At 56.3% G+C, this 20,468-nt stretch carries 19 protein-coding genes; 16 read left to right on the top strand and 3 right to left on the bottom strand.

Features of this window, described 5'->3' with window-relative positions:
- The first annotated feature begins 20 nt into the window (after positions 1-20).
- On the top strand, positions 21-632 hold the full coding sequence (locus tag K0B93_RS03305) for a hypothetical protein (protein WP_219865814.1): 612 nt from the start codon (positions 21-23) through the stop codon (positions 630-632).
- A gap of 179 nt (positions 633-811) precedes the next feature.
- A complete protein-coding gene (locus tag K0B93_RS03300; RefSeq protein WP_219865813.1) occupies positions 812-1,726 on the top strand; it encodes a DUF6160 family protein in 915 nt (304 codons plus the stop codon).
- A gap of 126 nt (positions 1,727-1,852) precedes the next feature.
- Here the strand turns inward: K0B93_RS03300 and K0B93_RS03295 are convergent, their stop codons facing one another.
- On the bottom strand, positions 1,853-2,470 hold the full coding sequence (locus tag K0B93_RS03295) for a hypothetical protein (protein WP_219865812.1): 618 nt from the start codon (positions 2,468-2,470) through the stop codon (positions 1,853-1,855).
- 223 nt (positions 2,471-2,693) lie between these two features.
- Here K0B93_RS03295 and K0B93_RS03290 point away from each other — a divergent pair, with 223 nt between their 5' ends.
- From K0B93_RS03290 to K0B93_RS03245, 10 genes are all read left to right on the top strand, one after another.
- Entirely contained in the window at positions 2,694-3,725 is a 1,032-nt protein-coding gene (locus K0B93_RS03290) for a DUF58 domain-containing protein (protein WP_219865955.1), read from the top strand.
- On the top strand, positions 3,722-5,800 hold the full coding sequence (locus K0B93_RS03285; RefSeq protein WP_219865811.1) for a transglutaminase TgpA family protein: 2,079 nt from the start codon (positions 3,722-3,724) through the stop codon (positions 5,798-5,800). The genes K0B93_RS03290 and K0B93_RS03285 overlap by 4 nt, the downstream gene beginning before the upstream one ends.
- Positions 5,797-6,828, top strand: a complete 1,032-nt coding sequence (locus tag K0B93_RS03280; protein ID WP_219865810.1) for a DNA polymerase III subunit delta' — start codon at positions 5,797-5,799, stop codon at positions 6,826-6,828. The genes K0B93_RS03285 and K0B93_RS03280 overlap by 4 nt, the downstream gene beginning before the upstream one ends.
- Positions 6,829-6,948: 120 nt before the next feature.
- Complete coding sequence (locus K0B93_RS03275; protein ID WP_008171779.1) at positions 6,949-7,299, top strand: PilZ domain-containing protein; 351 nt, start codon at positions 6,949-6,951, stop codon at positions 7,297-7,299.
- Positions 7,300-7,312: 13 nt separating this feature from the next.
- A complete protein-coding gene (locus tag K0B93_RS03270; RefSeq protein WP_219865809.1) occupies positions 7,313-8,233 on the top strand; it encodes an alpha/beta fold hydrolase in 921 nt (306 codons plus the stop codon).
- Between the two features lie 4 nt (positions 8,234-8,237).
- Entirely contained in the window at positions 8,238-9,137 is a 900-nt protein-coding gene (locus tag K0B93_RS03265; protein ID WP_228743194.1) for a DUF4892 domain-containing protein, read from the top strand.
- A 5-nt stretch (positions 9,138-9,142) separates the two neighbouring features.
- Positions 9,143-10,351 (top strand): patatin-like phospholipase family protein, encoded by a 1,209-nt coding sequence (locus K0B93_RS03260; RefSeq protein WP_219865807.1) that lies wholly within the window; start codon positions 9,143-9,145, stop codon positions 10,349-10,351.
- 96 nt (positions 10,352-10,447) lie between these two features.
- On the top strand, positions 10,448-11,344 hold the full coding sequence (prmB, locus tag K0B93_RS03255; protein WP_219865806.1) for a 50S ribosomal protein L3 N(5)-glutamine methyltransferase: 897 nt from the start codon (positions 10,448-10,450) through the stop codon (positions 11,342-11,344).
- 43 nt (positions 11,345-11,387) lie between these two features.
- Positions 11,388-12,482 carry a chorismate synthase gene (gene aroC / locus K0B93_RS03250; protein WP_219865805.1) on the top strand — a complete coding sequence of 365 codons (1,095 nt, stop codon included), beginning with the start codon at positions 11,388-11,390 and terminating at the stop codon, positions 12,480-12,482.
- A gap of 33 nt (positions 12,483-12,515) precedes the next feature.
- On the top strand, positions 12,516-13,658 hold the full coding sequence (locus tag K0B93_RS03245; protein ID WP_219865954.1) for an MFS transporter: 1,143 nt from the start codon (positions 12,516-12,518) through the stop codon (positions 13,656-13,658).
- Between the two features lie 10 nt (positions 13,659-13,668).
- Here K0B93_RS03245 and K0B93_RS03240 read toward each other — a convergent pair whose 3' ends face one another.
- Positions 13,669-14,826, bottom strand: a complete 1,158-nt coding sequence (locus K0B93_RS03240) for a PilT/PilU family type 4a pilus ATPase (protein ID WP_219865804.1) — start codon at positions 14,824-14,826, stop codon at positions 13,669-13,671.
- A gap of 30 nt (positions 14,827-14,856) precedes the next feature.
- A complete protein-coding gene (locus K0B93_RS03235) occupies positions 14,857-15,732 on the bottom strand; it encodes a LysR family transcriptional regulator (RefSeq protein WP_219865803.1) in 876 nt (291 codons plus the stop codon).
- Between the two features lie 183 nt (positions 15,733-15,915).
- Between K0B93_RS03235 and leuC the strand changes: the two genes are divergently transcribed.
- The 4 genes from leuC (at position 15,916) to asd (ending at position 20,357) form a co-directional block, all read left to right on the top strand.
- A complete protein-coding gene (gene leuC, locus K0B93_RS03230) occupies positions 15,916-17,334 on the top strand; it encodes a 3-isopropylmalate dehydratase large subunit (RefSeq protein ID WP_219865953.1) in 1,419 nt (472 codons plus the stop codon).
- A gap of 17 nt (positions 17,335-17,351) precedes the next feature.
- Complete coding sequence (leuD, locus tag K0B93_RS03225) at positions 17,352-17,999, top strand: 3-isopropylmalate dehydratase small subunit (RefSeq protein ID WP_219865802.1); 648 nt, start codon at positions 17,352-17,354, stop codon at positions 17,997-17,999.
- Between the two features lie 38 nt (positions 18,000-18,037).
- Positions 18,038-19,111, top strand: a complete 1,074-nt coding sequence (leuB, locus tag K0B93_RS03220) for a 3-isopropylmalate dehydrogenase (protein WP_219865801.1) — start codon at positions 18,038-18,040, stop codon at positions 19,109-19,111.
- Positions 19,112-19,241: 130 nt separating this feature from the next.
- Positions 19,242-20,357: an aspartate-semialdehyde dehydrogenase gene (gene asd / locus K0B93_RS03215; protein ID WP_219865800.1), complete on the top strand. Its 1,116-nt coding sequence runs from the start codon at positions 19,242-19,244 to the stop codon at positions 20,355-20,357.
- Positions 20,358-20,468 lie beyond the last annotated feature (111 nt).

Genomic DNA, 20,468 nt, shown 5'->3' with positions numbered 1-20,468 from the left:
CCAACAACAGGAAATAAACCATGCAGCTTTTCTCTCGGGCAAAAATTACCGCGACCTTGTTATCTGGCGTTATTACGCTCGGTTCTGGGGTTTCTCTGGCTCAGGAGGAGACCGTTGAGGTGAAAATTCCGAAGAACAGTGTGTTATCGGATGGGGTGATCTCAAAGAAAGAGATGGCAAAGTATCTGGTGATCGGGAACAAGCAACTAGCTTACCTGGCCAGAAATGCGACGGAAGAGTATGCGCCTGAGTTGGAGGGAAAGGGACAGGCGATGCCGTCAGCCTGGATGCTTATGTCAGATGGCATAACCGTCAAGAAGGTTTCGTTGGATGAATCGGCTGATGGTGCGCCCCCCCAGATCCGGATCGCCATGTTCCGGGCAGCGCTGAAATCCATCGCACGGAGGGGAAAAATTAATGCTGCGGTTATCGTCTATGCAGGCAAGCTCAGTGAGGACAATCCTCAAGAGGTGCTTGTGCTTGAACACGAACATCGCCTCGGTATTTCTGCGACAAAGATTGTTCCTTTTGAGATTGATGGTGGCAACGTCAAATACGCAGAACCTGTGACCAACAATAAGCCATTTCAGATGTTCTACGATGATAAAGGTCAGGCACCTAGCACCGGTTAAGGGCATTTTGAGAAATAGTCGTGGTTTGTTTCAGGTTGTAATTGGTGGGTTAAGAACTGTGAATGCAGTCACGGACTAGGACTGTAAAACAATCTTAAATGGAATTGTGGAGTAACGAAGTCCACACCCAAAACTAAAAAGCTCAGATAAGAACAACATGAGTTTATAAGGAGATAAGAATGAAAGGCCTGAATAAAATTGCTCTTGCTACAGCTATCGCCGCGGCTCCTTTTGCAGCCAACGCAGAACTGAAAGCCATGAACGACAGCGCCATGGGTAACGTTACCGGTCAGGCCGGTGTGACCATCGAGCTGGAAACCAAAGTAAGCATCGGCCAGTTCAAGTACACCGATGAGGGCTCCTTCGCGGTTAACGGCATCGTGCTTGGTGGTTCTGGTGTTGCCGGTGGTACTGGCACTGACCTCCTTGACCAGCTGAAGATCGATATTGACGTTGCTGACGATGGTGACGCCATCATCCACGTTGGGTCACTTCAGACCGATCCGGCCACCGGCGCACCTGTTCCGATCGACTGGGGTATGACTGTTGATTCCATGGAGCTCCTCGCGGGTTCTACTGGTACAGACAGCACTACTCTGATCTCCAACATGAGTATGCACGGTGACCTGGCGGCTCTGGATATGCGCGTAGACACTGCGACTGATCACCTCAACGTAGCTGTTGCGTTCGACATCGACGATATGGACTTCGACGTTGATTTCCTGGCTATCGGTATCCGTGACCTGACCGTTACAGGTGCTGGCACTAACTTCGACTACGATGGTAACGGTACAACTGCTGATGAAGAACTGGCAGCAAGCAGCGGTGCGTCTGCAGAGGGCTACGATCTTACTAACCCGCAGCAACAGCTGGCGTTTGGTAAGTTGACCAACTATGCGAACGTTAACCTGGACGTTTACAAGGGTGCTGGCCTGGGTGCCTCTACCGCTGTTGACGTACTGCGCGTTGACGTAAACAACGTCTACATGGACGTTGCTATCGGCGCTGTTGAAATTGGTGGTACCTCCATCGGTTCCGTGGCCCTGGATAACCTGGCCGTTACCGACACCAAGATGGCTATCTACGGTCACTAATCTGACCTGATACCAGAACTGGTGAAGCGCCCCGCCTAGCGGGGCGTTTTTTTGTTCCTGAAAAGTTGGGATCGAAAAAAAACGGCAACCCAGGGGCTGCCGTTTTGGTCTTGAAATGGGGCCAGATTATTGGTCGGGCACTGCAATGGAAAGATCAAAGCCGCCACCGGGACGCGGAGTAAGGCTGATCGGCCCTTCATTAATAGCCTGCGGAACCTGAATCTGATCAATGCCCGGCGGATTGCCAATGGAAAAGTTGAGGTTCTGGCCGTCAAACCCAATCCCCAACTGATCATTCAGGAAAGTCTGGGAAAATGGTTCATCCGGTATCTGGGCCTGCTGGCCGAAGATCAGCGGAGGAATCGTAGGTGTAAACTCGGCGGGGGGCTGTGCCCGCGCGAGCTCTTCCTGGGGCAAGAGCAGGGCGCGTCTCAGGAATTCGTCTTCAGCGCTTTCGAGCGCATCCGTTTTTCCTTCCTCAATGTACCTTTGCAAGGCTTCCCGATAGGCTTCCTCTTCGGCCTCGCTGAGCACCGGCTCGCCCGGGGAAATCGTGAGCGAGCGGATGATTCGTTGGCGGTCCGCTTCTGATTTCTGTTGCTCCTTGGGGACGACAATAACGGCAGAATCCTTAACATAGGTTTCGACCATCTCGTCTGAAGTCAGTGCCTGAACACCTGCCAGGGCAGGGAGGGATGCACTAATCCCTGCGACTGAAGCAGCGAGCAGATTTCGGCGTTTCATAATCAGGCCTTTTGGGAAGATAAACGCTGATTCATGGCATGTCTGACCTTACTGCAGTCAGGATGCTTCCAATATCAAGTATTCGGTTTGTAGGACAGGTTTTCAAGCTGGATTGATTGCATTTGTGATCAGAATCGTCGAATTTCCAGTATTGTTATTAAGCTGTCGCTACACGGTTTATATTGCCGGAACTTTTAATGCTTTTACTGGCCCGAAGGGCACCATGAAGAACCTATTCAAGAACCGTTGGAAACGGTGGGTGAATCGACGAATTCCCCGCGCGGACGTCCAGTTGCTCAGTCAGAAGAATATTTTCATTTTGCCTACAGGTGCCGGCACGGTATTCGGTGTCCTGTTGCTGGTGATGTTGATCACCGGCATTAACTATCAGAACAGCCTGATTTACCTGACGACCTTTCTACTGGGGGCGGTTTTCGTTGGTGCCATGCATCAGACCCATCGAAACCTTTCCGGGCTGGAAGTGACTCTGGTCCAGACAGGCGAAGGGATTGCGGGTGAAGAGCTACCTTTTCGAATTCGCGCGACGGCCGGTCGCGATAATGCCATTGCTATCCGTTTATCCTGTGACGGTTCCGGACTTGGGGCCGCTCACATTTCCGCCGGGCAGGCGAAAGACCTGACGTTACCAGTCCCTTCGGTGCATCGAGGCTATTTGCGCCCGGACCGGATCCGTATCGAGACACGGTTTCCTTTCGGTCTGCTCAAGGCCTGGTCGTGGATTCGGCCTGCCTCCTACGGCATCGTGTTTCCCCGGCCGGTTCCTGCTCCCGATGTGGGCATTTCGGTAGAAGATGGCAGTGATTCCGAAAATTCCAGCCCGGCGGAAGGCAATGACCACGCCGACCTGAGGCCGTGGCGCGAAGGGGATATGAGTCAACGGGTGATGTGGAAGCGTTACGCCCGAAGTGGCCAGATGGTGGTCGCTGAATGGGAGGGAGAGCAAGGCAGTCCCTACTGGCTCGATTTCAATGCCTTCCCTGGCACAAATCATGAGTTACGGCTCAGTTACCTCGCCTGGCTTGTGGCCGAGCGTGATCGATCCGGCATCCCCTTCGGTCTCAGTTTGCCGGGTCAACTTATTGAACCCGATTCAGGCGCATCTCACGTCAATCGTTGCCTTAGGGCCCTCGCCGTGTATGGGGAGAAACGTCCCCGCGAGATGGATTCAGTGCGCCACGGAACCAGACTCCAACCGGACGCTGCAGGCTCAGGATTTGCGGAGGAAGGTGTATGAGAGGGCTAAAGGAACGATCCGGCGCTGTGTCGGAGGTACCATCCCCCACCTCCGGCCTGCCTTCCAGGGCCGTGCTTTGGCTTATCGGCAGTTTCGCATTATTGCTGACGCCGCAATTGGATCGCCTTCCAATCTGGTTGATTGCGGCGTGTGCCGTGTTGGCGGTTTGGCGCTGCCTTGCCCAGTACGGACGAGTAAGATTGCCGGGGCGGTGGTTGCGAGCCGGGATTATGCTGGTGTTGATCTCGGTGTATGTTGCGACCGTGCGGGGCCGGTTTTCCGTTGATACTGCCGCGTCGTTCTTTGTGCTTGCGGTCGGTCTTAAGTGGCTTGAAACCCGCTCATCCAGGGACTTCTACGTCCTATTTTTCATCCTGGTCTATCTGAGTACGGTTAATTTTCTCTTCCACCAAGAGATTCACTGGACCCTGGTAAACCTGGCGGCGATTGCGGCACTGCTGGTGGGCCTGCAGGTGCTTAATGCGCCGGACTTTCCCGGTGCCATGAAAGCGAGTTGGCGGAGGCTGGGGCTGTTGTTGGCGAAAACCTTGCCGATTGTCGTGTTGCTGTTTGTTTTCTTTCCCCGAATGTCGCCTTTATGGAGCGTACCACTGGTTTCCGGCGAAGCAAGGTCGGGTATCAGTGACACTATGCGCCCGGGCGACATCTCAAGCTTGGCACAGAGTAGCGAGCGGGCGTTTCGGGTGACGTTTGGTGGCGAAATGCCTGCCTACAGGGACCGCTATTGGCGTGGCCTTGTGCTGGATTACCTGGACGGTGAAACCTGGCGGCAGGTCGCTGGTGGGGGGTATCAGCGCCCCGGGCGTGTGGCGCTGGACGGTGGCGTAGGTGATCTTGGGCCCCGACAGTACGATGTGCTTCTGGAGCCCACCGATAAGCGTTGGGCCTTTGCACTGGAAAACTCCCGGGCGGTGTCTGCCAATGTGGTCGAGGAATCCGAGGATCTGTTTCGATTCAAACGGCCAGCCGACACATCAGTTCGATACCGCCTGGAACGGGAAGCAACCGAGAATCGGGGGGCAACCTCGTTGCCACCGGCGGAGGCCCGACGGTACCTTCAGTTGCCGGCCACCGGGAATCCAAGAGCCCGGGATCTGGCTGACAATTTGCGCCGACGTTTGACGGATAGCGAAGTCCTCCAGGCATTGCTGACCCGATTCCGGGAACAGCCCTATTTCTACACACTCAGACCACCTCAAATGCCTGACAATGGCATCGACACACTGCTTTTTGACGCCAAGCGGGGCTTTTGTGCTCATTATGCCGGCGCGACCGTGTTCGTTTTGAGGGCGGCCGGCATTCCGGCGCGAGTGGTTGTCGGCTACCAGGGCGGTGATCGAGGAGCCGGTGGCGACTACCTGATCGTGCGGCAATACGATGCACACGCCTGGGTTGAGGCCTGGATCGAGGGCAGGGGCTGGGTTCGGGTAGATCCAACTGCTGCGATTGCACCGGATCGGATTGAGTCGGGGCTCCGTGAGGCTGTGGCGGAGGAGGGCTCCTTCCTTGAGGATGACTGGACATCGCCGCAACGGTACAACGATATTCCCATTATCCAATGGGCAAGCCTTCAATTGGATCGCATTAATTATCAGTGGCAGCGCTGGGTCGTGGGTTACCAGGGACAAAGTCAGATGGACCTGATGTCACGCCTACCCGGAGGTTTTGGCTTGAAAGAGTTAGGCTATCTGAGTGCGGGAATTGTTGGCGCCGGTTTGCTTGTGGCTAGTCTGATGTCCGCGTGGCAAGTGCGCAGGGGCGAACGTCGGGATGCTTTTCGGAGAATTGTTGATACCTGGCACCTGCTCTGTTTCCGGGCGGGAGTGCCCGTTCGGACTGGCGAGACACCCACTGCGCTGGCTGAGCGCCTGGGCCGGGCTGAACCTGCGGTGGCTGAGTCTGCGCGGCTCTTTGCCCGAACCGTCAACAGCCATTACTATAGCGACAACCCGACCGAAGGCAGGGATGACCAATTGCAGCGTCTCCGCCGTTTGCTGGCCACTATGAAAAAGCAAATGCGCCGTTCTCATTCAACAGCAGGTAAACGCCCGTGACCGATATCGCACGCAACATGCCCTGGCACAAACGGGCCTGGTCAGCGGTTCAGCACCGTCTGTCGGAAGGCCGGCTCCCGCACGCACTGATCATCACGGGGGAACGGGGTGTCGGAAAACGGGCATGGGCCGAAGCCGTTGCCGGCCTTTTACTGTGTGATAGCCCTGCAGATCAGGCACCCGGTGAACCGGTTGCCTGCGGTCGCTGTAAGCAATGCGAGCTGTACGCAGCGTCCAGCCACCCGGATGTTCGTGTCTATGCCCCTGAAAAATCACGAATGGTCAAAGTGGATCAGATCAGGGCACTGTCGACGTTTGCCGTGGCGTCCCCACAGGTTGCCAAACGAAAGGTGGCAATCATTGATCGCGCCGATCAACTGAATATCAATGCGGCCAATGCCCTGTTGAAGACTCTGGAGGAGCCTCTTCCGGACGTCACACTTCTCTTGTTGCAGGAGAGCGGCAGGCCGGTTCTGCCGACCGTTCGGTCGCGCTGTCAGACTCTGACCATCCCGACGCCGGATTTGGAATCCGCAAACACGTGGTTGGTGGAGAGAGTCCAGGCACTGGAAGAGGCGGACCGCCCACCTGCCGACATTCTGGCTAAAGCCCTCATGCTCTCGGGCAATGCCCCGCGGCTGGCGCTGGAATATGCCACCGGAGATTTCCTTAGCCTTCGAGATGAGGCATTTACCCGGTTCAAGCAGTTCATGAAGGGGCAGATGCCCGTAGCTGAGGCCGCCAAGGCGTTCAAGGCCCTGGGTCTTGAGGGGAGTCTGTGGCTATTCGAGGGTTGGGCTGCAGACCTGGCCCGATTGAGCTCCGGGGGGAGCGCCCATGATCACGAAGCGGAAGAGATGTTGGCTTACCTTGCTCGAATGAATCCGGCGTGGCGAGCCCACGATTTGTTGGATATGGTAAGGGATTCCAGAGCAGCGGGTGTCTACAATGCCAACCCGGAACTGGAAGCCAGCCGGCTATTGATCGCATGGCAAAAGCTGATGCCGGTTAAACGGCGGGTTGGCTGAGGGTCGCAATCCCGGTGCATTGCGCCTTTGGCGTTCACAACTGCTATGATTGCGAAATGACAGGGATTTTTGGTCCCTGAAACGACGAATTATCGAGATAACACAAGAAAGGTGTCAGTTATGGGGCCCGGATTTGGTGCACGCAGTGGCATTCTTACCCTGACCATCAAGGACAAGGCGGTACTCTATGCCGCTTACATGCCGTACATCCGACAGGGCGGACTCTTCATTCCGACCCAAAAGCAGTACCAATTGGGCGATGAAGTTTTCCTGTTGTTGAATCTGATGGATGAGCCGGAAAAAATTCCGGTGGCCGGAAAAGTCATCTGGATAACGCCAAAAGGGGCGCAAGGAAATCGCGCAGCCGGCATCGGCGTGCAGTTTAATGGAGATGATGAAACCGCCCGTACGAAAATTGAATCCTACCTTGCAGGGTCTCTGAGTTCCGATCGTCCCACCCATACAATGTGAGGGCGATTTCGCCATGAATGATATCGCCATGTCGTCGGAAGCCATCAAGAGTGCCGCAGGGTTTCGGGAGTCCAAATGGCGCCTCAGAAGCTTGTCCCTCGCCGGATTGACCTGGCCCGCCAGAACGCGCGCGACCGAACCAAAAACGGTGCTCATGCTCCACGGGTGGCTGGACAACAGCCTGTCCTTTATCAAGCTCGCCCCCGAGTTGACTGACTTGGCGAATGTGCATGCTATTGATATGGCAGGGCATGGTCAGTCTGGCCATCGGCCAGAGGGCCAGAGCTACCTGCTTATGGATTACGTCGCCGATCTCGCGGAAGTCGTAGACGGGCATTTCTCCGGCACGGGCGAAACCCAGGTGGATCTTGTCGGGCACTCCCTTGGCGGAATCGTCTGTGCGCTTTATGCCGCTGCCTTTCCAGAGAACGTCCGTAAACTGGTCATGATTGACAGCCTGGGCGCGATCAGCCGGCCCGTTGAAGAAACGGTGCCCCAGCTCAGGCGCGCCATCAAGAAGCGGCTCGCGGGGTCCGGGCGCCAGACCGTCTATCCGGATATTCAATCCGCCGCCAAAGCCAGGGAGGGCGGTTTGAGCCCGCTCAGTCCCGAGGCAGCGCTTACCCTTATTCCACGCAATATGAAGCCCGAGGGAGACGGTTTCGTCTGGCGGACCGATCCAAGACTGAGGCACCCTTCGCCCCTTATGATGAGCGAGGATCAGGTTATAGCGTCGTTAAAGGCGATTGTTACACCGACACTCTTTGTCCGTGCGGAGAAAGGCCTGCTTGCCTTCAGGAAGGGGCTCGATGAGCGTCGTGAAGTAATCGCCTCCCTCGACATTGCCAACGTTCCGGGCGGGCATCATTGTCATCTGGATGGCGACACCCGGCCAGTTGCCGAGGCAATCCGAAACTTTCTTGAAGATGAGTAGCTCCTTGCCGAACAATCGTTTTGTCCATTGCATTGCCTTTCTCTCTGGCTTTTTGCCCGGGCTGGCGGCTGCCGCCAGCCCCGCGGAAATGCCCGAACCCTTTCCCCAATCGACGCTTGAGACCACAACAGCCATAGAGTCGCCCGGGCACCTGGTTCTGTTCAGTCCTGTGCGGGAAGTGAATAACCAGATCCGATCGGAAACCATGGCCAGACTCCCGGTCGCCGGCGAGGGCCGGCTTTACGAAATTGCCCGGGATTCCGGTCGGGATAAGGCGCGGGAGCACTATCTCCGGCTTTTGCAGGACCGGGGCGCCCAGATTCTTTTTGACTGCACGGGCCTTTCCTGTGGACGCAGTAATGTCTGGGCCAATCAGATTTTTGATCAAAGAGAGCTGTATGGACGAGATGCCACCCAGGATTACCTAGTTGCCGGGACGACGGCGAGTGATGGCAGTCGCTGGTTAACCCTCATCTACACAGTCACACGGGGTAACCTGAGAGAATACGTCTGGATTGAACATCTTGCGGTGGCTTCGGGGGCCAGGGTGCCAGGCTTGGGCAGCGTTGACAGCCGTATTCGCGGGCCCGTGATTGTGCCCTGGACGGGGGGCATAACCTATCGGTTTGACTGGTCCGCAACTGATCGTCGCAAGATTTCCGAGTGGTCGGGTGACGAGGGCGCCCTCGTGGTTCTTTCCGGTTTTTCCGCGCTGGGCACGGACGAGAGCTTCGAAGATGCCATGGCGCGGGCTTCGGAGGCAACCAAATCGCTGTCTGAAGTGTTGGCGAAAACCGGCGTATCGTCGGAGCAGCAGAAGCTCATCATTGTGGGCCCGAGTGTTCCCCTGGATGATCCGGACCGCCAGGGTGATCGGGTGGAAGTGACGGTCATCACGAGGTAACTCCCATGAGTAAATCCAGGGATGGCAAAGGTCCCAAGACTGAAAAAATGGTAGAATCGGGAACGGAGGATAAGGCTTCCAAGGTCCTGAAAAGTGCCGATGTGGCCCGGCCCACCTCCAAGGGGTCACCAAGGCAGACCCGGACCGCCGGCCAGCGCAAGACGGTTGCGCTGACTCTTGGAAGCGGCGGTGCCCGGGGCTACGCCCATATTGGCGCGATAGAAGTCCTCGTTGAGCGGGGCTACGACATTGTGGCGATTTCAGGGTGCTCGATGGGCGCATTGATTGGCGGCATGTTCGCTACGGGAAAAATGCAGGACTACAAGGATTGGGTGACTGGTCTGGGCCAGTTTGATGTTCTGAAGCTTCTGGACGTCACCTTCAACTCGGTGGGCGCGATCCGCGGCGAGAAGATATTCTCGGTAGTTCGGGAAATGCTGGGTGATACCCGAATTGAAGATCTGCCGATTGCCTATACCGCTGTGGCGACGGATCTGCTTGCGCACAAGGAGATCTGGTTCCAGGAAGGACCGCTGGATCAGGCCATTCGCGCCTCCGTGGCTATACCGAGTGTGGTAACGCCCCTGGTGCTGAACGGTCGCGTCCTGGTAGATGGCGCCTTGCTCAATCCGCTTCCGATCATCCCCACCATTTCGTCCCACGCTGACATCATCGTTGCGGTAAATCTCAGCGGGGAGGATGAGCGTCGCCAAAGGGTACCGGATGCGGCCTTCAATCAGGAGGGCGAGGAGTCCGAAATGGATGAGTGGGTTGATACGATTCGAGAGAAGGCTTCCCGATGGTTTGACTGGGACACGCTCAAGTCTTTCGCCGCCCGGAAACCCGACAGCGGCGAGACCCCGGAGGAAAAGATCTCAAGGGAGATGCACAAGAAGGATGATGATAAGCAAAAAGACACGAAGCCTTCCGATAAAAAGGCTCAGGAAGAACACGAGACCATCGACTGGGACAAGCTCGGTATCGGCAAGTTCGATGTGATGAACCTGACGGTTGAGACCATGCAGAGTGCCCTGGTGCAGTACAAGATCGCCGGGTATCCCCCGGACTTGCTGGTCAACGTGCCCAAAAATGCCTGCCGTAGCTACGACTACCACAAAGCGCCCGAGCTGATTCAATTGGGTCGTGAACGCATGTCGGCTGCACTGGACCGTTTCGAGGCGAACAGAAACAGTAGCGGACCTTTGGCGATTTAACTCCCATTCCCCGGCGTGATGTTGCAGAGGCTGCAGGACGGTAGCCAAAGGGCGTATAATCCCGCGCTGACCATTTCCAGTACAGGATTGAACTCTGTGACCAGCCACATTGATGATCTTTATACCGTCCGCGACTACCTGCGGTACGCGTCTTCGCAGTTTGCGGCTTCCGGGCTGTACTTTGGTCATGGTACGGATAATGTCTGGGATGAGGCCGTCCAACTGGTTATGCGCAGCCTTAACCTGCCATTAGAGAACAATACACTGTTCCTGGATGCCCGGTTGGTGCGGGAAGAACGCCAACTGATTCACGAGCGCATTGAACGGCGGATCAGCGAACGAATTCCGCTGGCCTATTTGCTGGGCGAGGCCTGGTTCATGGGCATGCCATTTCATGTTGACGAACGTGTCCTCGTTCCACGGTCGCCGATCGGCGAGTTGCTCGAGAACGGTCTGCAGCCCTGGTTGGGTGACAAGCCCGTGCACCGCATTCTGGATCTGTGTACGGGCAGTGGGTGTATTGGAATCGGAGCGGCCAGTGTGTTCGGTGAGGCCGAGGTCGAGTTGGCGGACATATCAGACGACGCCCTGGCGGTCGCTGAGTCCAACATTGATTTCCATGGCCTGCGGGACCGGGTTCGAACGATCCAGTCCGATGTCTTCAGCAACATTGACGGCCAGTACGATGTTATTCTGAGTAATCCCCCCTATGTGGACGCGGAAGATCTTGCGGATATGCCGCAGGAATACCGCCATGAGCCCGAGCTCGGCCTTGCAGCGGGGGCAGATGGGCTGGACATCGCGCATCGAATTGTTGCCCAGGCTCTGGATCACCTTTCGCCCGGAGGGTTGCTGATCGTCGAAGTGGGCAACAGTTGGGTCGCTATGGACGAAGCCTATCCTGATCTGCCGCTGACTTGGCTGGAATTTGAGAATGGCGGTAGTGGCGTATTCCTGGTAACGGCGGAAACGCTGCAGGAATGGCAGAGCTGAGCTTAAACAGATTTCTTATATTAACTGGATAAAGTACTGAATCATGTCGGGAAATACCTTCGGAAAGTTGTTTACTGTCACCACGTTTGGTGAAAGCCACGGCGCCGCGCTCGGCTGCATCATAGATGGCTGCCCGCCGGGGCTGGAGCTTTCGGAAGCCGATATGCAGCGTGATCTGGATCGACGTAAACCGGGAACGTCCAGACACACGACCCAGCGCCGGGAAGCCGACGAAGTGCGGATACTCTCCGGTGTGTTCGAGGGCAAGACGACAGGTACCCCAATCGGTCTGTTGATTGAGAACACCGATCAGCGTTCGAAAGATTATTCCAAGATTGCAGAGCAGTTCCGGCCGGCTCACGCCGATTACACCTACATGCACAAGTATGGCGTTCGTGACTACCGCGGCGGTGGACGTTCGTCTGCCCGGGAAACGGCGATGCGCGTTGCCGCGGGTGCGGTGGCACGGAAATTCCTGGAACAGAGACTCGGCATCGTCATCCGTGGCTATCTGTCCCAGCTCGGGCCGATCAAGGTTGAGAAGCTGGATTGGGCGCAGGTCCATCAGAACCCCTTCTTCTGTCCTGATGCAGACAAGGTCGCGGAAATGGAATCCTACATGGATGCCTTGCGTAAAGAGGGTGATTCCATCGGCGCCCGCATTAATGTTGTCGCCGAGGGAGTGCCGCCAGGGTTTGGCGAGCCCGTGTTTGATCGCCTCGATGCTGACCTTGCTCACGCCCTCATGAGCATCAACGCGGTCAAGGGCGTTGAAATTGGTGCAGGGTTTGACAGTGTGGAACAGAAAGGAACGGAGCATCGGGATGAGATGACGCCCGAGGGCTTTCTTTCCAACAATGCCGGTGGTGTATTGGGCGGCATCTCTTCCGGGCAGCCGATCCTCGCGAGCATCGCCCTGAAACCGACCTCCAGTCTGCGTTTGCCGGGACGGGGTATCGACGTCCACGGAAACCCCGCGGAGATCATTACCACCGGGCGCCACGATCCCTGTGTTGGCATCCGGGCCACGCCCATTGCGGAAGCCATGATGGCCATCGTGCTGATGGACCATTACCTGCGTCATCGCGGACAGAATGCGGACGTTTCCGTGTCCACCCCCGTGATAGGCCAGCTCTGATTCACGGCTAGCCACTGCGTTGGAGAGTAGAGTATCTACTGGCGACTTTCCAATCTCTACTTCTGGTTCTTTGCCCTCCTCGGAGGGCTGTTACCCTATTGGTCCCTCTATTTAGAGGGGCAGGGCTTCTCCTACCTTCAGATCGCCACGTTGATGGCGACGATACAGCTGACCAAGATAATCGCACCCAGTGTCTGGGGCTGGCTCGGCGACCGGACCGGACAGCGCGTGCGACTGGTTCGGTTTGGCGCTATTACCGGGTCCCTTTTCTTCGCTGGCGTGTTTCTGGAGCCGGGGTTTTATGGCCTTTTGCTGGTTATGCTGGCATTTACCTTCTTCTGGAACGCCATTCTTCCGCTCTACGAGGTCATCACGCTCCGAACGCTGGGAGCGCGCAAGGAAAAGTACGGTAAGGTCAGACTGTGGGGGTCTGTCGGATTTATTTTTGCGGTCGGGCTAGTGGGGGGCGTCCTCGAGTTTGTTCCGGTTCAGACCCTGCCCTGGCTCTTGTTGCCGGTGTTTGCCGGTATTGCTGTCTCGGCATTCCTAGTGCCTTCAGAGGTTGGAGAGCCGAAATCAGCGGCTCCAAAAGGAAGCCTGAAAAAGATCGTGACGCACCCAGCCGTTGTCACCTTCTTCTTGATGAATTTCCTGCTTCAAGTGTCCCACGGCGCCTACTACACGTTTTTCAGTATTCATCTGGAGCAACACGGCTACGGCAAACTTTCGATCGGCTTGCTCTGGTCACTTGGTGTCATCGCCGAAATAGCCCTTTTCCTGATCATGCATCGACTGTCCCGAAGATTCAGCGTTCGACAGATTGCCCTGGGTGCTTTAACGCTGACGATGATCCGGTGGGTGCTGATTGCTGAGGTAACCGACGTGGTCGCGGTGCTGGTGTTTGCACAGTGTCTGCATGCGGCATCCTATGGAGCGCTCCACGCCATATCGGTCCAGTACATTCAGGGATTCTTCGGTCGCCACCACCATGGTCAGGGACAGGCACTCTACAGCGGGCTCACCTTCGGGGCGGGCGGCGCGTTGGGTGCCTGGCTGTCTGGTTTTCTGGTAGAGGGCTTCGACACGTCGGCGGCTTTCTGGGGTGGTGCCGGTGCCATGCTGGTGGCCATTGCCGTCACTTGGCGAGGGCTGAGGCCCCCGCCAACCGAGCAGTGACTGAGTCTCGTTACTCCGCTGATTCGTCCTCGTCGTCCTCGATCTGAAGCGACAGCCCGCTGCCGCTCGGCCCTCCGGATGATGCCGCCGATGGGCTTTCGTTCCCTTCCTGTCCGTGCAGCTTGATCTTCAGGCGAAGGTTATTGGCGGAGTCGGCATTCTTGAGTGCTTCGTCTTCCGAAATCTTGCGATCCTTCCAGAGATTGAAGAGTGCAAGATCGAAGGTCTGCATACCAAGGTTTGCGGATTTTTCCATGATCTCCTTGATGCCCTCGATTTCTCCCCGAAGGATCAGTTCGCTGATGGTTGGAGTTCCCAGCAGAATCTCGATGGCTGCGCATCGTTTTTTGTCGATGGTGGGTACCAGCCGTTGGGAGACAAAGGCCCGTAGATTCATGGCGAGATCCATCAACAATTGCGACCGGCGTTCTTCCGGGAAGAAGTTGATGATGCGGTCCAGCGCCTGGTTTGCATTATTCGCGTGAAGTGTGGAGATACACAAATGCCCCGTTTCGGCAAAGGCTAGCGCGTGTTCCATGGTTTCCCGGTCACGGATTTCCCCGATCAGGATGACGTCAGGGGCCTGGCGCAGGGTGTTTTTGAGGGCTTTCTGGAAGCTCCGGGTATCCACGCCCACTTCGCGCTGGTTAACAATGCTTTTCTTGTGCCGGTGGATGTATTCCACCGGATCTTCGATGGTGATGATGTGCCCGGCCGAGTTGGAATTACGATGGTCAATCAGAGCCGCCAGCGACGTTGATTTCCCCGATCCGGTCGCACCGACAAAAAGTACCAGGCCGCGCTTGGCCATCACGACGTCTTTCAGGATGGCCGGAAGACCCAGGTCATCTGCATTGGGAATTTCGGCGACGATGTTCCGCGCGACAATGGAGATTTCATTCCGTTGCCGGAAGATGTTGATGCGGAACCGGCCAACATTGCGAATGCTGTAGGCAAGGTTCATCTCCAGCTCTTGCTCGAATTCGGTAATCTGTTCGTCGTCCATCACCGAATAGGCAATATCTTTGATGATGCCAGGAGCCAGGGGAGTTCGGTCAATGGGCTTGAGGGAACCGTGAAATTTCGCGCAGGGCGGAGCGCCGGTGCTCAGGTAAAGGTCCGAGCCATCGTGTTTGGCCAATATTCGCAGATAATCGTCAAAGCCCATGAAATCTCCTAAGCGTGTTGTATCGGTGGTTCATGATTCTGTTTCTTCCTGGCGGACAATTTCCAGGAGTGTCCTCGCAGCGAGGCTGAGCTGACGCCCGGAAAGCCCGACTGCACCAAGTACTCTCGAGACTGAAAAATTCGTGGCCAGTCTGTGCGTGCTTTCATCAAGCATGGTGATGGGCAGAACGCTCCATCCGAGCCCGACGCTGGTCATCATTTTGATTGTCTCGAGATAGTTGGTCGGGATCTGTTGTTGTAGCGCCAGGTTTGCTTCCAGGAACAGGCGGCTTACCGCCCGGTAAGTGGCGGTGGTCGTGTCCGGAAGGATTGCCGGGTAACGTGCCAGGTCCTCCAGCGACACCGATTTTTTCAAGGCAAGCTCGTGCTCCGGCCCTACAACGAACGCCATCGGATCTGGCCAGTGCTGATATACCATGAAGTGGCTTTCCATACTGTCACTGAGTGTGACAAAGGCGAGTTCGGCGTTACGCTTTTGCATCTCAGCGTAAGCGGCATCGGATTCCATGAACTGAAGGTTCAGTTTTACCTCCGGGTAGTGACTGGTGAACTTTCGAAGCCAGTTAGGCAGGTGGTGGAGCCCGATGTGGTGGCTGGCAATAATCTCCAGTTCCCCTTCAAGTTTTTCGTTGTCCGGCGAGAGTGCAATCCGGGCGTTGTGGATTTCATCAAGAATTCGCCGGGCGTGGGGCAGAAGTCGGACGCCGGCATCCGTGAGCCGGATCTGTCGGTGGCTACGGTCGATGAGTTTCACGTCCAGTTGGCTTTCCAGGGCTGCAAGGCGCTTGCTTATGGCCGGTTGCGTGAGATGAAGTAATTCGGCGGCTTCCGAAAAAGATCCCTGATCAACAATTGTCAGAAAGGCGCGAAGCGCAGTCGGTTCCATGGCGTGTCCTGCTATGTTGTTAGCCGTCGATCCTCTGGGGTGCTGGCCGTATGTCAAACGCTATAAGATGCCAAATAGGAATGCAAAGGATAAAAAACATGAATTGGGGTTATTTTGGTATGGGGAGTATGATAGTCCGATATGAAGTCAAAACCAGAAACCCGGGATAATGAGAGAGCAACCATGGCCGGCAAAACCTTATACGACAAATTGTGGGACGATCATCTGGTCAAGCAACGGGACGATGGTTCTGCGTTGATCTATATCGACCGGCAATTGCTGCACGAAGTAACCTCTCCGCAGGCATTCGAAGGCCTGCGTCTGGCGGGACGAAAACCGTGGCGTATCGATGCCAACATTGCCACTCCCGATCACAACGTACCGACGACGGACCGGGACAAGGGCATTGATGGCATTGTCGATCCGGTTTCGCGAACACAGGTCGAAACCCTTGATAAGAACTGCGATGAGTTTGGCATCCTCGAATTCAAGATCAAGGACACCCGTCAGGGTATCGTCCATGTGATCGGGCCGGAGCAGGGTGCAACCCTGCCGGGCATGTCTATTGTCTGTGGTGACTCCCACACCTCCACCCACGGAGCATTCGGATGCCTCGCCCACGGCATTGGTACCTCCGAAGTTGAGCATGTGCTGGCAACCCAGTGCCTTGTGCAGCAGAAAATGAAGAACATGCTGGTAAAGGTGAATGGCAAACTCGGAGCGGGCATAACGGGCAAGGATGTGGTTCTCGCGATCATCGGCAAAATCGGAACCGCTGGCGGGACTGGTCATGCCATTGAGTTTGGCGGCGAAGCCATTCGGAACTTGAGCATGGAAGCGCGGATGACCATCTGCAACATGGCCATCGAGGCCGGTGCCCGGGTGGGAATGGTTGCGGTGGATGATACCACCATCGATTACGTTCGCGGGCGACCTTTTGCACCCAAAGGCGACCAATGGGATGCGGCGGTCGAGTATTGGCGGACCCTGCACAGCGATGACGATGCAGTCTTCGATAAAGTGATAGAGCTTGAGGCGGCGGACATAAAGCCGCAGGTGAGCTGGGGAACTTCACCGGAAATGGTCGCCGGCGTTGATGGCTTTGTGCCGGATCCCGCCAAAGAGCAGGACCCTATCAAGCGAGAAGGCATTGTACGGGCCCTGAAGTACATGGGGCTGGAGCCAAATATGCCGATTACCGGAATCCAGCTGGATCGGGTTTTCATCGGTTCCTGCACCAACAGTCGGATTGAGGATCTCCGGGAAGCCGCAGCGGTGGTGAGGGGGCGTAGGGTAGCACCGAGTCTCAAGCAGGCCATGGTGGTTCCGGGCTCGGGTCTGGTGAAGGCCCAGGCAGAGAAGGAAGGACTCGACCGGATTTTTATCGAAGCCGGACTGGAGTGGCGCGATCCTGGCTGTTCGATGTGCCTTGCCATGAATGCCGACAAACTGGGGCAGGGTGAGCATTGTGCCTCGACCTCCAACCGCAACTTCGAGGGGCGTCAGGGCTTCGGTGGTCGTACTCACCTGGTGAGTCCGGCGATGGCGGCCGCAGCAGCCGTGACCGGGCACTTTGTCGATGTCCGCGAATTGACCCACTGATCCACAGGAGAGAGACCATGCGAGCATTTACGCAACACCAGGGCCTGGTAGCCCCCATGGACCGTTCCAATGTGGACACGGACATGATCATCCCCAAGCAGTTTCTGAAATCCATCAAGCGTACGGGGTTTGGGCCCAACTTGTTTGATGAGCTTCGATACCTCGACGAGGGCAAGCCGGATCAGGATTGTTCCAGCCGCCCGTTGAACCCTGACTTTGTGCTGAATCAGGACCGCTATCGGAACGCGAGCGTGCTGCTGGCTCGGGCGAACTTTGGTTGTGGATCCAGCCGTGAGCATGCCCCCTGGGCGTTGGAAGACTATGGCTTCCGGGTGATTATTGCCCCGAGTTTCGCCGATATTTTCTATAATAACTGCTTCAAGAATGGCTTGTTACCCATTGTTCTTGATGAAAAAATTGTTGAACAGCTGTTTCAGGAGGCGGAAGCAAGTGAGGGGTACGAACTTGCCGTCGATCTTGAAGCCAAAACCGTTACTACTCCAGGCGGTGAGTCCTTCGGGTTCGATGTGGACGATTTCCGTCGGCATTGTCTGCTGAATGGCCTTGACGACATTGGTGTGACGCTCGAGGATGCCGGCGCGATCAGGACCTATGAAGAACAACGCCGCAAGACAGCTCCCTGGCTGTTTGGTGCCGGCAACTGAGTTTTACAAATTGAAGTGATCTGACACAGGAAAGGATTATGTCCAGAACCGTATTGATGTTGCCAGGCGATGGCATCGGGCCGGAAATCGTCGCAGAGGCAGAGAAGGTCCTGCAAAAAGTTAACGACCGTTTTGCGCTGAATCTCAGTTTTGAATCTGGTCTTGTCGGTGGTGCCGCGCTCGACGCCGCCGACACCCCTTTGCCCGAAGAAACGCTGGACAAGGCCCGGAAAGCGGACGCCATTCTGCTCGGCGCTGTAGGTGGACCGAAGTGGGACAGTCTGCCCATGAGCCAGCGTCCGGAGAAGGGTTTGCTGGGCCTGCGTTCCAACCTGGAACTGTTCGCCAACCTGCGCCCGGCCATCCTGTACCCGCAGCTTGCCTCCGCATCTTCCCTGAAGCCGGAAGTGGTTTCCGGCCTGAACATCATGATTGTCCGGGAACTGACGGGCGGTATCTACTTTGGTCAGCCCCGGGGTGTAAGGGAACTGGAGAGTGGTGAAAGGCAGGGCTACAACACCTACGCCTACACAGAAACCGAGATTCGCCGAATCGGCCGGGTGGCGTTTGAGGCGGCCCAGCAGAGAGGCAAGAAACTTTGCTCGGTTGATAAGGCAAATGTGCTGGAAGTGACTGTTCTGTGGCGCGAAATCATGAATGACCTGTGTCGCGAATATCCGGATGTTGAGCTCTCGCATATGTACGTCGATAACGCCGCCATGCAGCTTGTCCGGGCGCCCAAGCAATTCGACGTGATTGTGACTGGCAACATGTTTGGTGATATTCTCTCTGACGAAGCGGCTATGCTGACCGGATCAATTGGCATGTTGCCATCTGCGTCACTGAACTCCGAGAAGCAGGGGATGTACGAGCCCTGTCATGGTTCGGCGCCTGATATTGCAGGCCAGGGCATAGCCAATCCGCTTGCCACCATACTGAGTGCAGCCATGATGTTGCGGTACAGTCTGGGTGAAGAGGAAGCCGCAGAGGCTATCGAGGCAGCGGTCAGCACGGTACTGGATCAGGGACTTCGGACTGCGGACATCATGTCTCCGGATGGAACCCAGGTTTCTACCCGGGAGATGGGAGAAGCGGTTCTCGCTGCGCTCTAGGCGCTGATCCGGTTCCGGCTGAATTTGCGACCCGACGGTAACAACATGCTGTTGCCGCGGGATCATCCATCCTGTCCCTGCCAGCGATAGAGGCAGCGGGCGGGCATAAAACGAGGTTCAAAGGTCGCACATGAAGCGAGTTGGACTTGTAGGTTGGCGCGGCATGGTAGGTTCAGTCCTCATGCAGCGCATGCGCGATGAAAACGACTTTGCCGATATCGATCCGGTATTCTTTTCGACTTCCCAGACCGGGAAGCCCGCACCGGACGTTGGTAAGGATGGCGTTCCTCCACTTCAGGACGCGTTCGATATTGATGCCCTGAAAACCCTCGACGTGGTTGTGACCTGTCAGGGTGGGGATTACACCACCAAGGTCTACCAGAAACTGCGCGACGCGGGCTGGCAAGGCTACTGGATAGATGCCGCCTCGACTCTGCGCATGGTGGATCACTCAGTGATTGTCCTGGACCCGGTCAATCGCGACGTTATCGACTCTGCCCTGGAAAAGGGTGTGAAAGATTACGTGGGTGGTAATTGCACGGTAAGCCTGATGATGCTGGCCCTCGGTGGCCTGCTCGAGCAGGATCTGATTGAGTGGGTCTCCCCGATGACCTATCAGGCTGCTTCCGGTTCCGGAGCCCAGAATATGCGGGAATTGCTCAATCAGATGGGTGATCTGCATGGCAGTGTGAAGTCCGAGTTGGCCGATCCGTCTTCCGCCATTCTTGAAATCGACCGTAAGGTGACGGAGACCATGCGAAGCGGTGATTTCCCGACAGAGCACTTTGGCGTGCCGCTGGCCGGTAGTCTGATTCCCTTCATCGATAAGCAGCTCGATAACGGCATGAGCAAGGAAGAATGGAAAGCAGGCGTTGAGACCAACAAGATCCTTGGTCGCAGCGACAACCCGATTCCAATCGACGGTATCTGCGTGCGCATCGGCGCCATGCGCTCGCACAGCCAGGCACTGACGATCAAGCTGAAGAAGGACCTGCCCGTTGCCGAGATCGAATCGATTCTGGCCAAGGCTAATGACTGGGTGAAGGTCATTCCGAATGATCGCGAAGCAACCATGGAAGAGCTTACGCCGGCGAAGGTCACCGGTACCCTGAGTGTGCCTATCGGTCGCATCAGGAAGCTGGCCATGGGGCCGGAGTACATCTCCGCGTTCACGGTAGGTGACCAGCTCTTGTGGGGAGCAGCGGAGCCGCTGCGACGCATGCTGCGGATCCTGCAGGAGCGTTAAGAAATGTTACGCAGGGGTAATTAATGCCAACTGTGTCCGGTTTCAGAAAACCGGTTGGGGGCGAAGGCTGATTTCGGCCTTCGCCCCTGTTATTTTCAAGAGCGCTAGGGA

The sequence above is a fragment of the Marinobacter sp. F4218 genome, from assembly GCF_019443085.1.
GTDB classification, from domain to species: Bacteria; Pseudomonadota; Gammaproteobacteria; order Pseudomonadales; family Oleiphilaceae; genus Marinobacter; species Marinobacter albus.
The sequence above is the reverse complement of the archived record's forward strand: the minus strand, read 5'-3'. Positions and strand labels throughout refer to the sequence as shown.

What these genes read in the sequence shown, in the direction of transcription:
- K0B93_RS03305 (WP_219865814.1), top strand. Translation starts at nt 21, where the DNA reads ATGCAGCTTTTCTCTCGGGCAAAAATTACCGCGACCTTGTTATCTGGC.
- K0B93_RS03300 (WP_219865813.1), top strand. Translation starts at nt 812, where the DNA reads ATGAAAGGCCTGAATAAAATTGCTCTTGCTACAGCTATCGCCGCGGCT.
- K0B93_RS03295 (WP_219865812.1), bottom strand. Translation starts at nt 2,470, where the DNA reads ATGAAACGCCGAAATCTGCTCGCTGCTTCAGTCGCAGGGATTAGTGCA.
- K0B93_RS03290 (WP_219865955.1), top strand. Translation starts at nt 2,694, where the DNA reads ATGAAGAACCTATTCAAGAACCGTTGGAAACGGTGGGTGAATCGACGA.
- K0B93_RS03285 (WP_219865811.1), top strand. Translation starts at nt 3,722, where the DNA reads ATGAGAGGGCTAAAGGAACGATCCGGCGCTGTGTCGGAGGTACCATCC.
- K0B93_RS03275 (WP_008171779.1), top strand. Translation starts at nt 6,949, where the DNA reads ATGGGGCCCGGATTTGGTGCACGCAGTGGCATTCTTACCCTGACCATC.
- K0B93_RS03270 (WP_219865809.1), top strand. Translation starts at nt 7,313, where the DNA reads ATGAATGATATCGCCATGTCGTCGGAAGCCATCAAGAGTGCCGCAGGG.
- K0B93_RS03260 (WP_219865807.1), top strand. Translation starts at nt 9,143, where the DNA reads ATGAGTAAATCCAGGGATGGCAAAGGTCCCAAGACTGAAAAAATGGTA.
- aroC (WP_219865805.1), top strand. Translation starts at nt 11,388, where the DNA reads ATGTCGGGAAATACCTTCGGAAAGTTGTTTACTGTCACCACGTTTGGT.
- K0B93_RS03240 (WP_219865804.1), bottom strand. Translation starts at nt 14,826, where the DNA reads ATGGGCTTTGACGATTATCTGCGAATATTGGCCAAACACGATGGCTCG.
- K0B93_RS03235 (WP_219865803.1), bottom strand. Translation starts at nt 15,732, where the DNA reads ATGGAACCGACTGCGCTTCGCGCCTTTCTGACAATTGTTGATCAGGGA.
- leuC (WP_219865953.1), top strand. Translation starts at nt 15,916, where the DNA reads ATGGCCGGCAAAACCTTATACGACAAATTGTGGGACGATCATCTGGTC.
- leuD (WP_219865802.1), top strand. Translation starts at nt 17,352, where the DNA reads ATGCGAGCATTTACGCAACACCAGGGCCTGGTAGCCCCCATGGACCGT.
- leuB (WP_219865801.1), top strand. Translation starts at nt 18,038, where the DNA reads ATGTCCAGAACCGTATTGATGTTGCCAGGCGATGGCATCGGGCCGGAA.
- asd (WP_219865800.1), top strand. Translation starts at nt 19,242, where the DNA reads ATGAAGCGAGTTGGACTTGTAGGTTGGCGCGGCATGGTAGGTTCAGTC.